The following is a 14,136-nucleotide window of genomic DNA, read 5'->3' as shown; positions in this document are numbered from 1 at the left end:
GCCGTATCAAAACAGGCAGAAGCAAAAGCAGTAGAAAAGGAGGCGCAGTAACATGAGCAAACAGTATGAGACCGTCATTGGCCTGGAGGTTCACGTAGAACTGGCGACCAAAACCAAAATTTTCTGCGGCTGTTCCACCGCATTCGGCGGTGCGCCAAACACCCATACCTGCCCGGTCTGCACCGGTATGCCGGGTTCCCTTCCGGTTTTAAACAAGCAGGTTGTAGAGTACGCACTGGCAGTCGGACTGGCTACGAACTGCGGCATCAACCAGTACTGCAAATTCGACCGGAAGAACTATTTCTACCCGGATAACCCGCAGAACTATCAGATCTCCCAGCTGTATCTGCCAATCTGCCATGACGGCTGGGTCGAGATCGATACCGCTGCAGGTAAGAAAAAGATCGGTATCCACGAAATCCACATGGAGGAGGATGCCGGAAAGCTGGTCCATGATGAGTGGGAGGACTGCTCTCTGGTTGATTACAACCGAAGCGGTGTTCCGTTAATTGAGATCGTGTCCGAGCCGGATATGCGCAGCGCTGACGAGGTCATTGCCTATCTGGAAAAACTTCGCCTGATCATCCAGTACCTTGGCGCTTCCGACTGTAAGCTGCAGGAGGGCTCCATGCGTGCGGATGTCAACCTCTCTGTCCGCGAAGTGGGCGCACCGGAGTTCGGTACCAGAACTGAGATGAAAAACTTAAACTCCTTCAAGGCCATTGCCCGTGCAATCGAGGGCGAGCGTACCCGTCAGATCGAGCTGATCGAGGAGGGCAAAAAGGTGATCCAGGAAACGCGCCGCTGGGATGACAACAAGGAATCCTCCCATGCAATGCGTTCCAAGGAAGATGCGCAGGATTACCGTTACTTTCCGGATCCGGATCTGGTGCCGGTATGGATTTCGGATGAGTGGATCGAGCGGGTAAAGGCAGCACAGCCGGAGCTTCGCACCGAGAAGCTGGCACGCTATGAGAGTGAGTACGGACTGCCACAGTACGATGCGGAAATCCTGACCGGATCCAAGCATCTGGCTGATGTATTTGAGCGGACTGTAGCGATCTGCGGCAAGCCAAAGGAGGTTTCCAACTGGCTGATGACAGAGGCTATGCGCCTGTTAAAAGAGCAGGAGCAGGAGCCGGAAGACATGACCTTCTCCCCGGAGAATCTGGCAAAGCTCATCAGCCTGATAGAGAAGAACGTTATTAACCGTACGGTTGCGAAGGATGTGTTCGAGGCTGTGTTTAAGGAAGATGTGGATCCGGAACGTTACGTTGAGGAACACGGCTTAAAGGTGGTAAATGATACCGATGCGCTGACAAAGACCATCGAGGAGCTTCTGGAGAAAAACCCGCAGTCTGTTGCGGATTTCAAGGCAGGAAAAGAGAAAGCCATGGGCTTTATCGTAGGTCAGACCATGCGTGCCATGAAGGGCAAGGCAGACCCGGCTGTGGTGAATCAGCTGGTGCGTGAACGGATGTCCCGGTAAAAAAGACAGTTTTCACTCAGATGTCTTTGCAGGAAAATCAGAGACAGAAATCGAATATATATTCTATTAAATTTGTGAAAAATGCGATTGTAATACCGATATATTTCGTGTAGAATGGAATGCAAACCAAGAACACCGGGTGTCAGTGCCTGGGTGAAGAAAGGGAGTACACAGCTGATGAGGAGGAAAAAGAAGATGCAGCCATATGCAGAGATGAGCACAGAGGAACTGCAGGAGCTCAGAAAGCAGCTTTCTGCCCAGTACAAAGAGTTTCAGGGAAAGGATTTAAGACTGGACATGTCCAGAGGTAAGCCGAGCGTGGAGCAGCTGGATCTTTCCATGGGAATGATGGATGTATTAAGCAGCAGTGATGACTTAACCTGTGAAGACGGAACCGACTGCCGTAACTATGGTGGACTGACCGGAATTAGGGAAGCCAAAGAGCTGATCGGAGACATGATGGAGGTAGCTCCGGATTACATCATCATTTACGGCAATTCCAGCCTGAATGTTATGTTCGATACCGTATCCCGATCCATGACTCACGGCGTAATGGGATGTACTCCGTGGTGCAAATTAGATAAAGTGAAGTTCCTTTGCCCGGTACCGGGTTATGACCGTCATTTTGCCATTACCCAGTATTTCGGCATTGAGATGATCAATGTTCCGATGACTCCGGATGGCCCGGACATGGATATGGTGGAAAGACTTGTGGCAGAGGATGACAGCATTAAGGGTATCTGGTGCGTGCCGAAGTATTCCAATCCGACCGGAACCAGCTATTCCGATGAGACCGTCCGCCGTTTTGCAAGACTGAAACCGGCCGCTCCGGATTTCCGTATCTACTGGGATAATGCTTATGGCGTACATCATTTATACGATCACGATCAGGACCACCTGATCGAGATCCTGGCAGAGTGTAAGCGTGCCGGCAACCCGGATATGGTTTACAAATTCGCTTCCACCTCAAAAATCAGTTTCCCGGGTTCCGGTATTGCAGCCATCGCAACCTCCCGCAACAACCTGGAGGATATTGAGAAGCAGTTGAAATTCCAGACCATCAGCCATGATAAGGTAAACCAGCTGCGTCATGTCCGTTACTTTGGTGATATCCATGGCATGGTAGAGCATATGCGCAAGCATGCGGATATCCTGCGTCCGAAGTTTGAGGCAGTCATTGATACCCTGGAGCGTGAGCTTGGCGGTCTTGGTATCGGAACATGGACCAAGCCAAAGGGAGGCTACTTTATCGCCTTCGATTCCCTGGACGGCTGTGCAAAGGCTATTGTAGCGCGCTGTAAGAAAGCCGGTCTGGTTATGACCGGTGCCGGAGCAACCTATCCGTACGGCAAAGACCCGCATGATACCAATATCCGAATCGCACCGTCCTATCCGCCGCTGAGTGATCTGATCCTGGCAATGGATCTGTTCGCGCTGTGCACGAAGATCGTAAGTATTGATAAGATCCTGAAAGACCGGGCAGAGGCACAGAAAGCACCGGAGCAGGCATAACGTGTTCTAAAAAAACAAAATAGAAAAGAAAAAATCCATGTTGTTTGCGTGTGAACGTAAGCAGCATGGATTTTTTGTTTCTGAAATACAGAACTCTGTTGCGCAAACGGATTGTCATTCACAGGAATGAGCACAGCCATGTGCAAAGAATGCCCCAAGGTATCATTGAAAAAAAAAGGAGGCATACGTATAATGGAAGTATAAGAAATGGTCAGTAAGCGCGCAAGAGTCTGTTTCTGAAATAGAGAATAAGGAGCTGGAACATTGAATAGAGACATTATTTATAAGGAACTTGTTCAACTGGATCTGGAAGCAGAAAGTACAGATGAGGTGTTTTCTATCCTGGCAGAGAAATTGGAAAAAGCGGGATATATTCGTTCAGGCTTTTTAGAAGCAATCAAGGAACGGGAAAAAAATTATCCTACGGCATTGCCGATTGAACCTTATCCGGTGGCAATTCCGCATACAGATCCTAAATGTATTGTAAAGCCGTTTGTTGCATGTGTTCGGTTAAAACATCCTATTCCATGGAGAGAAATGGCAGCAAATGAGATTATCCATCAGGTGAAATTTGCATTTATGCTTGGTTTCCAGGAAGCAGATGCAGGAGAAAGCCATATAGAACTTTTACAGATTCTGGTCAATAACCTGCAAAAGGTAGAGCTGATGGAAAAATTGGACCATGCAAACACGGTTGAGGAGTATTGGAAACTGATTATATCAATGGATGGATTGGAGGATTCATAATGAAAAAGATTGTAGTAGCATGTGCGAGCGGAGTAGCAACTTCCCAGGCAGTAGCAAGTAAGGTAAATCGTCTTCTGAAAGAAAATCATGTGGATGCAGCAGTGAAAGCAGTAAACATTCGTTCCCTGGATACGGAATTAAGAGACAGTGTGGCATATATTTCCATTACAAAAACGACAAAGGAATATCCGGTTCCGGTAATTAATGGAATTGCATTTTTAACCGGAGTAAAACAGGCAGATGAATTAAATAAACTGATTGAACTTTGTAAATAGCAGGAGGAAATTATGGAGATACTTACTCAGATAGTGAACTTTTTTCTGGGCCTTGGAGCGTCAGTATTTGTTCCGTTTATTATGATCATTGCCGGATTGATCGTGAGAATGAAAGTTAAAGATGCGATTTCATCTGGTATTACGCTGGCCGTAGCCTTTACCGGAATGAACCTGATTATCAGCTTCATGAAGGATTCACTGAATCCGGCGGCACAGGCAATTATGTCAGCAACGGGCATGTCATTTCCGGTTGTTGACGGTGGATGGACTACTATGGCCACCATTTCCTGGTCCTGGCCGTATGCATTTTTAATGTTTCCGTTGCTGATCGGAATCAATGTGTTAATGATCCTGTTAAATAAAACGAACACGATCAATGCGGATCTGTGGAATGTATGGCTGAAGATTTTCACAGCAGTTGCAGTGGCATCCATTACAAAGAGTGTTATTCTGGCATTTGTGGTGGCAGCAGTGCAGGTTGTGGTAGAACTGAAATCGGCAGATGCCAACCAGCATAGAATCGAAAAATTGACAGGAATCCCGGGAGTGACCTGTACGCATACAACATTAACCTTTTGCGCAGTTATGTATCCGATTGCCTGCCTGCTGAAGAAAATTCCGGGTATGGATCGCAAGTTCGATACTGAAACTCTGAGAAACAAGTTTGGTATTTTTGCTGAGAATCATGTGCTGGGATTTATTTTAGGATGTTTATTTGGTGCGGTGGCAAGATATGCTTTTGCCGATGTGTTGATCCTGGGTGTAAAGTCGGCGACTGCCATGACACTTTTCCCGGTAGTAGCTAAGTATTTTATGCAGGCATTATCACCTATTTCTGAGGCAATGAGCGAATTTATGAATAAGAAATTCGAAGGAAAAGAGCTCAACGTTGGTCTTGACTGGCCGATTATGGGAGGATGCAACGAAATCTGGCTTACGATTCTCTGGAGCATTCCATTTATGCTGTTGTTTTCTGCGATTTTACCTGGAAACGGAATTCTTCCGTTTGCCGGCCTGATGGGCTCATCCCTGGCAGTTCCAGCATTTCTTGTAACACAGGGAAATCTGATTCAGATGTTTATTCTTGCGGCAATCAGCTGTCCCATCTTTTTATGGGTGGGAACTGCATTTGCTCCGTTTATGACAGAGCTTGCAACGGTTACCGGAAGTGTATCACTCAATGCAGGAGAACTGATCAGTAACAGCCTGATCAATGGACCGGTATTTACATATTCTATTTCACACGTGTTCCAGTTCCTGCAGGGCAATTTTATTCCGCTGATCATTTTAGTGGTTTGGTTTGTATGCTTTATTTCTTATTATAAGGCACTGAGAAAGGAAGAAGCCGAAGATCTGGCCCAGGAAGGGGAAAAATAGTTCTGAAAGGAGAGATTGAAGGTGTACCTGGATCAAAGGGGAGTTAAGATATTAAAGATGATCGTGAATGATCCGTCGGTTTCAGGAAAAGAACTGGAACAGTCCTTAGGGCTGAGCAGGAAACAGATCAGCTACAGCCTTGGAAAAATTAACGATTACCTGAAAAAGAATGGTTTCGAGGAAATCAAATGGCTGAAAACGGGGAGATTTCTGGTTTCGCTTGCGGTAATCAGGGAATATCAGTCAGAAGATTCGAAAACAGCCGAGTACACCTATGTTCTCTCAGATGAAGAACGATACAGCTGGCTGACCTTACGTCTGTTATGTCACACAGAAGAATTGTCTACATATCATTTTACAGATGAATTGAAAATCAGTAAAAATACGTTGATGAGTGATCTGAAACGGGTTCAGGAAATTATGAAATCTTATGGCCTGGAGCTGAATTACGACAGAAAGCGTGGATATGTGGTTTATGGAGAGGAATATGACAAGCGTGGATTGATTATCCAGGCATTAAGGGAGAATTTGAATATTCCTGGAGGCGAGGAACGTCTCGCTGTGGTTTACCACATAAAACAGACAGAGCTGGAACAGCTGAGATCAGATATAAAAGAAATAGAAGAGAAGCTGTCTGTCTGTTATGCAGATGAACGGATGAAAGAATTTCCATATATTCTGGCATTCCTTTTACGGCAGATTCGGAACGGATGCCTGCTGCAGAACTTGCCGGAGTCCTGCAGGCATGTAACCGGCACCAAAGAATATATGGTTATGTCCTTTTTTTGCATAAAGCATGGAATTGACAGTGAAAAAGAAAAAATCTTTTTTACAATACAGCTCCAGATTTCCAAGTATTCCAGCCGGAATGAAGCAGGTGAAAATCAGGCACAGCTGAAAGCAGCAGCACAGGATGCAATCAAGTGCTTTGAACGGATCAGTTGTGTACAGATTTCTGATAAGGAAGGTCTTTTGGAGGCATTGTTACAGCATTTACAGCCGGCGGTATACCGGATCCGGTATCATTATCATGTGCAGCCTGATATCTCAGATATGATTCTTCCAAAATATCAGTACTTGCACGAAATTGTAAAGCTATCTGTATTTCCATTGGAAACGCTGCTTGGAGAAACAATGCCGGATCGTGAAACGATTTACATAACCGCATTGATTGGAGCATGGCTGCGAAAGGAAGGTCTTCTGGGAACCATGCAGCCAAGAAAAAAAGCAGTTGTTGTATGCAGCAATGGAATTACAGTGTCGCATTTTTTACACATTACATTGGAAGAAATGTTTCCGGAAATTGAATTTACAGCTTGCCTTTCCATCCGTGGATTCGAAGAATATCAGAAAGATTTCCAGATTGTTTTTACAACGACAAGATTAAACACAGACAAGATTCAGTTTGTGGTAACCCCTTCATTTAATGAGTACACAGGAAAGATTTTTCGTCAAAAAGTACTTCGGGAGCTGGAGGGAGTCAGCTATGAAAATGTAACGACAGAAGGGATTATGGCTTTGATAGAGCGTTATGCAGTCGTTCAGGAACGGGATAAACTGGAAAAAAGCCTGCACCAGTATTTGTCATCATTTTCCGGAAAAGCATATCCGGAATTGCGGAATGAAGGACTTTGCCTGCGGGATCTGCTGAAGCCGGAAAATATAGAATTTGCGGCGGAGATTTATCCATGGGATGAGGCAATTCGAAATGCGTCCAATGTTTTATGGGAAAACGGAAGCATTGAGCTGCGCTATATTAATAAGATGATCCGGCTGATTCAGGAAAATCAGCCATATATCATGCTGGCGGATGGTGTGATTGTTGCGCATGCAGGTGTAGATGACGGAGTAGCCAGGCCCGCAATGTCACTTTACCGAATGCCAGAGAGAATATCAATAGATGGATATATGGACGCAGATATCATTATGGTTTTGGCTACTCCGGATAAAACGATCCATTTAACAGCGTTGTATCAGCTGATTCATCTTCTGGAAAATGAAGTTAACTTAAATAAGATCCGGATGGCTGAAAACACAGAGGAACTGGTACAGCTGATTGAATGGGAAAGCAGTCTGAAAATATAGGATGGAGGAATTGTGGATATGTCAGATGCATTACAAAAAGCAAAAGAGGAAGTCTTATGGGGCTGCCGTCTGATGGTGGAAAGAGGTTATCTGTTAGGAACAGTAGGAAATCTGAGTGCCAGAGCGGATGGAACAGATCTGGTCGTTATCACACCGACAAGTCTGCCATATGATACGATGACAGAAGAGGATCTGGTTGTGGTAAATCTGAATGGAGAGATAGTCTCAGGAAAACACCAGCCATCTATTGAGTGTTCCATGCATTTAGGGGTATATCGGGCACGTCCGGAACTTCGGGCCCTGGTACATACCCATTCAAAATATGCAACAACGGTTAGTTTGATTAAGGAACTGGATATCATGCCGGCAATTGATACCGAACAGTCTTTATATCTGGGTGGAGATATTAATATTGTTCCGTTTGCATTTCCTGGATCCAAAGAACTGGCTGAATATGTAAAGGAGGGAATTGGAACTAATGCCGGGCTTCTGATGGCAAATCATGGAGCGTTAGGAGTAGGAATTTCCATGAAAGATGCAGTAATTGCATCCGATATTATTGAACGCAACAGCGAGATGTATCTGCTGTTAAAAGCGGGGGGATTCGATTATAAACCAATGACAGAGGATTATAAGGTGTTTGTAAAAGAAAAATCAAAAAAGAAGCGTCAGGTTATTAGTGCTTAACAGAGAGAATTGAAAAGGGGCTGCCACAAAATCTGTGACAGCCCCTTTGATTTCTTAGTGCAAATCTACCGTACTATTGAGTTCTTGTGCCATTTCCTGCCAATGGTCCATTCTGCGCTTTAATTCAGCCTTACTTTCTTCATCCTCACGGAATCTGCAAAGATCCCGATGATGTTTGACAGAATTGTGTCAGAACCTGCACCTCTGACATTTGACGAGGATGGAAATCTGTTTTAAAAAAGGCGGCCTACCGGGCCGCCTTTACTGCATTTTGGATTGCCTCTGCCATGACTTCTGCCGCCAGTGTTCCGGCAACATTTAAGTCTGCTTCTACGGTTCCGATGGAGGCGGCATAGATGGAATCGCCATCGGCCATGGTGCCTACCGGGTTAATGCAGCGTGCGTAGCCGCTGCGAGCCATGGAAGCAATTTTGCTTAATTCTGCTTTGGAAAACGCGCCGTTGGTGATAATAGCACCGATGGTGGTATTGGCTTTGCTGTTTGGATCGTGTTGGAATTGGTCGGTTCTCTGGCTGAATTTGTAAAGCTCTTCCAGTGTATCAAAGAATCCGCTGCCATCTGGTTTTCTTGGACCGGCAATTTTTTCGCCGGTAGTCGGATTGAAGACATCGCCGAAGGCATTTAAGATTACAACTGCGGCAATCTTTAAGTTACCGATGGAGACTGCATACATGCCAAGACCGGTTTTGGTTGCTTTGTCGCGGCCATAGATTTTGCCAACACTGGCGCCGGTACCTCCGCCTAAGATGCCGGATACCGGATGCGGATGTTCTGCATCCTGACAGGCAGCATAGCCCATAGCAGCATCCGGTCGGATATCAGAACGTCCAATACTCAGGTCGTAGATACAGGAATGGCAGACTAATGGTACTTTCGCAAATCCGGTTTCATAACCAATACCGTGTTCTTCCAGATAGCGCATGACCCCGTCACTGGCAGCCAGGCCGAAGGCAGAGCCGCCGGAGAGTACAATGGCATTGAGCGGATTGTCTGCAGTGATGGGGGATGTAAGTGGCGTTTCCCGGGAAGCAGGTCCCCCTCCGCTGATATCAATACCGGCTTTTGCACCGTGGTCGAAGAGCAGAACCGTTACACCGGTCATGGCCTCATAATCCTGGGCGTTGCCGATGCGAAGACCCTCAAGATCAGTAATGGGAATCTCTCTGACAGAGTCGAATAATTTCATGATGAACCCTCCATGTTTGAAATAGTTAAGCCGCAGGATTCCTGCGGCTTATGAAATCGTTTCGTAACTGTTCAGTACCTTCACAGTCACGAGCAAAAATTCATGAAAAATATATAGCCCGTTTTTACTGGCGGAATGCTGCACCCAGTGCACGGGATACAGCGCTTCCGAGTATGGTGCATGCCACAGCCTCGATCGCACCCTGAACGCCTACAAACAGGATAACGAAGATCAGTGGGTTTGCTGCGCCAAGACCGGATGCAAGGTTCTGGATGTACTCGGTGTTATAGAAAAATAGCACCAGGGAACCCATAAAGAACAGGGTGTTGAGCAGCGGGCAGGCCAGGCTGGCAACGATATAGGCACCGTTTTTGGAAAACTTCTTTACCAGCTGGAAGATCAGGCCGCAGATCCATCCTTCCAGGATTCTTGGAACCAGGCAGGTGAATAAAAGGCCGAACGGGTTGATCTGCAGAAGTGCTGCGCTGAAAGCGGAACCGCCGGTTAAAGCCATGGCAACGCTGGTCAGACCGAAGGCTGCACCGCAGATGGCACCGGCTGTAGGTCCAAGGATAATGGCACCGACGGCAACCGGAACGGTTAAAAAGGTAATGGTAAGTCCCGGAGTACGCAGATAGCCCAGCGGCGAGAATGCCATGACTACGATAATAGCCACCATAAGGGCCAGCTTCACCATAAAGGAAGTCCGGGAGTGGGAAAGTTCAGAGCTGATTTGGTTTTTTGTTGCTGTTTTCATTGTTTTCTCCTTTTTCGCTGATAAAACGGCATGCTCTGCCGCATCCCTGCGGAGTGCTTTTGTCCCCTGTTTTTCAGCATTTAAATTAGATTGATTGGGGATACAATGAACGGAAACTTAAGAAGGCAGACGGAAACAGGACAGAATAAAGAAGTGTGTTACGAGACACGCAGTGCGTGAAAGGTAACAGGAATACTGCTCCCTGTGAACGGATAGAAATGAGAACAAAGTTTGTTGCAGCCAAAATGGTCCGCACGGAATTCTCTTTCTTTTCGTAACTGCATAGACTTCATGCTTCTGTTCACGCGAGTGTTCCAGAAAACGGAATTTGCTGCAGTCACGGGTTTTTGTATGAATCGAGCGCAGTCTGTTGCGTCCGGCTGTAAAATGATACATTTTCCTAAGAATAACGTTCATCTTTACTATAGCATAAATCTTCCAAACCGCAAGTGTTTCTGGAGATACATAGGAATTTTTTGGATTTTATGATAGAATAAAATGGTATCCGTACTAATCTGGAAGAAACAAAACAGAAAAGGAGCAAAATACTCCCATCGTTTCTGACGGAAAAGCTGGATGCGGAAAGAGAGGAAAGATTTCATGAAAAAAACAATCGCAACCCTGTTGGCCTGTGCCATGACTGCTACGGTTCTGACCGGATGCTCTGGCGCAGATAAGACGCAGACTTCTGCCGCAGAAACGACAGCAGAGCAGACAAGTGCTGATAAAACAGCGGAGGAGACCACAGAGGCACAAACAGGGGAAGAATCTGAAGCAGCGGATGCAGCAACGACCGGTGCACCGACACTCCGTGTTGGCTCGTTAAAGGGGCCGACCACCATTGGACTGGTATCCCTGATGGATGAGGCTTCCAAGGGCGAGTCCGAGGGAGCTTATGAGTTTACCATGGCGGCAGATGCTTCCGAGCTGGCAGCACAGGTGGTTTCTGGTGATCTGGATATTGCGCTGGTCCCGGCGAATCTGGCCAGTGTCCTGTATCAGAAAACCAAGCAGGGAATCGAGGTCATTGATATCAATACGCTGGGTGTGCTGTATGTAGTTTCTGCAGACGATTCTATCCATAACATTGCAGACCTGAAGGGAAAAACCATATACATGACCGGAAAAGGAACCACACCGGATTATGCACTTCAGTATCTGATCGGTGCAAACAGCATGACACCGGATGATGTGACGATCGAGTATAAATCTGAGGCAACGGAGGTCGCAGCGGTATTAAAAGAAAATCCAGATGCCATCGGCCTTCTGCCGCAGCCGTTCGTGACTGCAACCATGGCCCAGAATGAGAATTTAAAAATGGTCCTGAACCTGACAGAAGAGTGGGATAAGACCCAGCCGGAAAATGGAAGTTCTCTGGTGACTGGTGTTACGGTATGCCGCAAAGAGGTGCTTGAGCAGAATCCGGAAGAGGTGGAGACCTTTTTAAAGGAACACAAGGAATCTGCAGACTGGGTGAATACCAATGTAGCAGATGCAGCAGAGCTGGTAGCGGCAGCTGGTATCATCGAAAAGGCCCCGGTGGCCCAGAAAGCAATTCCGTACTGCAGCATTGTCTGCATCGATGGGGAGGATATGAAGACCAGACTGTCCGGTTATCTGGAAGCTCTTTTTGAGCTAGATCCTTCTTCCGTAGGCGGCCAGGTACCGGATGACGGCTTCTATTACCTGCATGAGTAAGCGGAAGAAACGCTACTGTTCCCATGTTGCGCAAACGAAGAAACTGCTGATTATCTGCCTGTGGCTGGTATTCTGGCAGACATCAGCTTTCGTGGTGCACAATTCCATTATGCTTGTGGGGCCTTTCGAGGCCCTTCAGGCATTGTGGCGGCAGCTCCCGTCTGCAGATTTCTGGCGTTCTGTTTTTGGCTCCTTCAGCCGCATCAGCATCGGCTTTTTTTCGGCATTTGCAGCCGGGATACTGCTAGGTGCTCTTGCGTATGCAGTGCCGCTTCTGGAAGAAATCCTGGAACCGTTCATGCTGTTTCTGAAAGCAGTTCCGGTGGCATCCTTCATTATCCTTGTCTTAATCTGGGCCGGCTCTCGCAATCTCTCCGTGGTAATCTCGTTTCTGGTGGTATTGCCGGTCATCTATGTGAATACGATAGCCGGCCTGAAAAGCACGGACTGGAAACTTCTGGAGATGGCAGAGGTGTTCCATATGCCGGTGTGGAAGCGCATCCGCTTTATTTATCTGCCGGCGCTGATGCCGTATCTTTTAAGCGGCTGCCGCATTGCACTGGGGATGAGCTGGAAATCCGGCGCCGCAGCGGAGGTGATCGGACTGCCGGAGCACTCCATTGGTGAGCAGTTGTATCTGGCAAAAATCTATCTGGAGACGGCAGACCTGTTTGCCTGGACGCTGGTGATCATTCTGATCAGTGCGGTCTTTGAATGGCTGGTACTGTTTTCATTATCCAGGTTATGTCCACAGAAAGGAGAGGGGAAGCATGAAGCTGCAGATTCATGACTTGTGCAAACAATTTGACGGACACTTGGTTCTGGATCATGTTTCCATGGAACTGGTGAGCGGGCATATCTACTGTCTTATGGCACCCTCCGGAACGGGAAAAACCACGTTGTTTCGGATCCTCATGGGGCTGGAACACGCAGACAGCGGTGAAATCATAGTACAAAGAAAAACAAAAGAAGCTGGCCAAGCGGCAGATGAAAAAGTAGCAGATTGGCAGGAGAACGAAACGCTGCAGAATCTTTGCATCGGTGCCGTTTTTCAGGAAGATCGTCTGTGTGAGGCTTTTTCAGCAGTGGAAAATGTGCTCATGACGGCAGCCTCTTCCATGAGCCGGGCAGAAGCGGAGCGGGAACTCCGGGAGCTTTTGCCGCAGGAAGCACTGAACCGCCCGGTAGCCACCTTAAGTGGCGGCCAGAAACGGCGGGTGGCCCTTTGCCGTGCCCTCTGCGCACCATCGGACCTGTTGATCCTGGATGAGCCGTTTACCGGGCTGGATGCCGGGACCAGAATGGAAGGAATCCGTTATCTGCAAAAAAAGAGTGCTGGGAAGCTTACGCTTCTCAGCACACATCAGGAAGATGATATTCCCACCCTAAATGGAATCCGTATTACCATTTGAAAGGTGTTTTGTTTTAATAAGCGATGATCTCGTAACCATCTTCCGTTACCAGAACCTGGATCTCCCACTGGCAGATGGCTTTCCGTCTTCGGTATACACGGTCCAGTCGTCATCTGCGTCAACGAAAACATCCGGTTTTCCCATGTTTACCATCGGCTCGATGGTGAACATCATACCCGGAACCATGAGCATTTCGGTGCCGCGCTCGGAAACATAGCTGACCCACGGCTCCTCATGGAACTGAATGCCAACGCCGTGACCGCCAATCTCGCGGACGACGCTATAGCCGTTCTCACGGACAAAGTCATGGATCGCAGCACCCATATCGCCCAGGAAATGCCACGGCTTTACTTCTTTTAAGCCAACCTCGATGCTCTGTTTGGTGATCTCCACCAGACGTTTTTTCTCCGGGGAGACATCGCCGATGCAGAACATACGGGAGGAATCGGAATAGTAGCCGTTTAAGATCGTAGAGCAGTCTACGTTGATGATATCGCCATCCTGCAGGACACGGTCCGGGTCCGGGATGCCGTGGCACACGACCTCGTTGATGGAGGTGCAGACACTTTTGGGGAAGCCTTCGAAATTTAACGGAGCCGGAATCGCACCGCGTTTGGTTGTCTCGTCGTAAACCCACTGGTCAATCTCCTCGGTGGTGACGCCAGCCTTGATGTGCGCTGCAACATAGTCCAGAACCTCGATGTTGACCTTTGCGCTGGCCTTGATCTTTTCAATCTGCTCCGGAGTCTTGATCATGTTGTGCTCCGGAACAATGCAGCCCTTGTTCTCGTACATCTTCAGCTTTTCATCGAAATCGTAGTGGCATTTTTTGTATTTGAGTCCGCTGCCGCACCAGCAGGGACTGTTTCTGTCGATCATATGCATGGGGA

The 14,136-nt window shown here is 47.4% G+C and carries 12 protein-coding genes and 1 pseudogene; 10 read left to right on the top strand and 3 right to left on the bottom strand.

What is annotated here, in order from left to right; all coding sequences use genetic code 11:
• The first annotated feature begins 52 nt into the window (after positions 1-52).
• From gatB to DXA97_RS00495, 7 genes are all read left to right on the top strand, one after another.
• Positions 53-1,489 (top strand): Asp-tRNA(Asn)/Glu-tRNA(Gln) amidotransferase subunit GatB, encoded by a 1,437-nt coding sequence (gatB, locus tag DXA97_RS00525; RefSeq protein ID WP_118718191.1) that lies wholly within the window; start codon positions 53-55, stop codon positions 1,487-1,489.
• Positions 1,490-1,684: 195 nt separating this feature from the next.
• A complete protein-coding gene (locus DXA97_RS00520) occupies positions 1,685-3,001 on the top strand; it encodes an aminotransferase class I/II-fold pyridoxal phosphate-dependent enzyme (protein WP_118718190.1) in 1,317 nt (438 codons plus the stop codon).
• A 264-nt stretch (positions 3,002-3,265) separates the two neighbouring features.
• Positions 3,266-3,748, top strand: a complete 483-nt coding sequence (locus DXA97_RS00515; RefSeq protein ID WP_118718189.1) for a PTS sugar transporter subunit IIA — start codon at positions 3,266-3,268, stop codon at positions 3,746-3,748.
• A complete protein-coding gene (locus tag DXA97_RS00510) occupies positions 3,748-4,023 on the top strand; it encodes a PTS sugar transporter subunit IIB (protein WP_118541558.1) in 276 nt (91 codons plus the stop codon). The genes DXA97_RS00515 and DXA97_RS00510 overlap by 1 nt, the downstream gene beginning before the upstream one ends.
• 12 nt (positions 4,024-4,035) lie before the next feature.
• Positions 4,036-5,400, top strand: a complete 1,365-nt coding sequence (locus DXA97_RS00505) for a PTS transporter subunit IIC (RefSeq protein WP_118718188.1) — start codon at positions 4,036-4,038, stop codon at positions 5,398-5,400.
• Between the two features lie 21 nt (positions 5,401-5,421).
• Positions 5,422-7,485 carry a BglG family transcription antiterminator gene (locus tag DXA97_RS00500; RefSeq protein ID WP_118718187.1) on the top strand — a complete coding sequence of 688 codons (2,064 nt, stop codon included), beginning with the start codon at positions 5,422-5,424 and terminating at the stop codon, positions 7,483-7,485.
• An 18-nt stretch (positions 7,486-7,503) separates the two neighbouring features.
• A complete protein-coding gene (locus DXA97_RS00495; RefSeq protein WP_118718186.1) occupies positions 7,504-8,172 on the top strand; it encodes a class II aldolase/adducin family protein in 669 nt (222 codons plus the stop codon).
• Positions 8,173-8,419: 247 nt separating this feature from the next.
• On the opposite strand, the gene DXA97_RS00490 is transcribed toward DXA97_RS00495, so the two are convergent.
• Positions 8,420-9,379, bottom strand: coding sequence for a P1 family peptidase (locus DXA97_RS00490; RefSeq protein ID WP_118718185.1), 960 nt, complete (start codon positions 9,377-9,379; stop codon positions 8,420-8,422).
• Positions 9,380-9,503: 124 nt separating this feature from the next.
• Positions 9,504-10,136, bottom strand: a complete 633-nt coding sequence (locus tag DXA97_RS00485; RefSeq protein ID WP_118718184.1) for an ECF transporter S component — start codon at positions 10,134-10,136, stop codon at positions 9,504-9,506.
• Positions 10,137-10,736: 600 nt separating this feature from the next.
• Here DXA97_RS00485 and DXA97_RS00480 point away from each other — a divergent pair.
• Genes DXA97_RS00480 through DXA97_RS00470 form a run of 3 tightly spaced genes read left to right on the top strand, consistent with a single transcriptional unit; the run spans position 10,737 to position 13,246 of the window.
• Positions 10,737-11,834 carry an MqnA/MqnD/SBP family protein gene (locus DXA97_RS00480; RefSeq protein WP_118718361.1) on the top strand — a complete coding sequence of 366 codons (1,098 nt, stop codon included), beginning with the start codon at positions 10,737-10,739 and terminating at the stop codon, positions 11,832-11,834.
• Positions 11,806-12,624, top strand: coding sequence for an ABC transporter permease subunit (locus DXA97_RS00475; protein WP_347561403.1), 819 nt, complete (start codon positions 11,806-11,808; stop codon positions 12,622-12,624). The genes DXA97_RS00480 and DXA97_RS00475 overlap by 29 nt, the downstream gene beginning before the upstream one ends.
• Positions 12,605-13,246, top strand: coding sequence for an ABC transporter ATP-binding protein (locus tag DXA97_RS00470; RefSeq protein WP_118718183.1), 642 nt, complete (start codon positions 12,605-12,607; stop codon positions 13,244-13,246). The genes DXA97_RS00475 and DXA97_RS00470 overlap by 20 nt, the downstream gene beginning before the upstream one ends.
• Positions 13,247-13,259: 13 nt before the next feature.
• Here DXA97_RS00470 and DXA97_RS00465 read toward each other — a convergent pair.
• Positions 13,260-14,131, bottom strand: a pseudogene (locus DXA97_RS00465) (methionyl aminopeptidase).
• Positions 14,132-14,136: the final 5 nt, after the last annotated feature.

The organism is Clostridium sp. OF09-36, assembly GCF_003481985.1.
GTDB lineage: Bacteria > Bacillota > Clostridia > Lachnospirales > Lachnospiraceae > Brotaphodocola.
The sequence above is the reverse complement of the archived record's forward strand: the minus strand, read 5'-3'. Positions and strand labels throughout refer to the sequence as shown.

Excerpts from the sequence above, each read along its gene's own strand:
- gatB (WP_118718191.1), top strand. The coding sequence starts at position 53 with ATGAGCAAACAGTATGAGACCGTCATTGGCCTGGAGGTTCACGTAGAA.
- DXA97_RS00520 (WP_118718190.1), top strand. The coding sequence starts at position 1,685 with ATGCAGCCATATGCAGAGATGAGCACAGAGGAACTGCAGGAGCTCAGA.
- DXA97_RS00510 (WP_118541558.1), top strand. The coding sequence starts at position 3,748 with ATGAAAAAGATTGTAGTAGCATGTGCGAGCGGAGTAGCAACTTCCCAG.
- DXA97_RS00505 (WP_118718188.1), top strand. The coding sequence starts at position 4,036 with ATGGAGATACTTACTCAGATAGTGAACTTTTTTCTGGGCCTTGGAGCG.
- DXA97_RS00495 (WP_118718186.1), top strand. The coding sequence starts at position 7,504 with ATGTCAGATGCATTACAAAAAGCAAAAGAGGAAGTCTTATGGGGCTGC.
- DXA97_RS00490 (WP_118718185.1), bottom strand. The coding sequence starts at position 9,379 with ATGAAATTATTCGACTCTGTCAGAGAGATTCCCATTACTGATCTTGAG.
- DXA97_RS00485 (WP_118718184.1), bottom strand. The coding sequence starts at position 10,136 with ATGAAAACAGCAACAAAAAACCAAATCAGCTCTGAACTTTCCCACTCC.
- DXA97_RS00480 (WP_118718361.1), top strand. The coding sequence starts at position 10,737 with ATGAAAAAAACAATCGCAACCCTGTTGGCCTGTGCCATGACTGCTACG.
- DXA97_RS00475 (WP_347561403.1), top strand. The coding sequence starts at position 11,806 with ATGACGGCTTCTATTACCTGCATGAGTAAGCGGAAGAAACGCTACTGT.
- DXA97_RS00470 (WP_118718183.1), top strand. The coding sequence starts at position 12,605 with ATGAAGCTGCAGATTCATGACTTGTGCAAACAATTTGACGGACACTTG.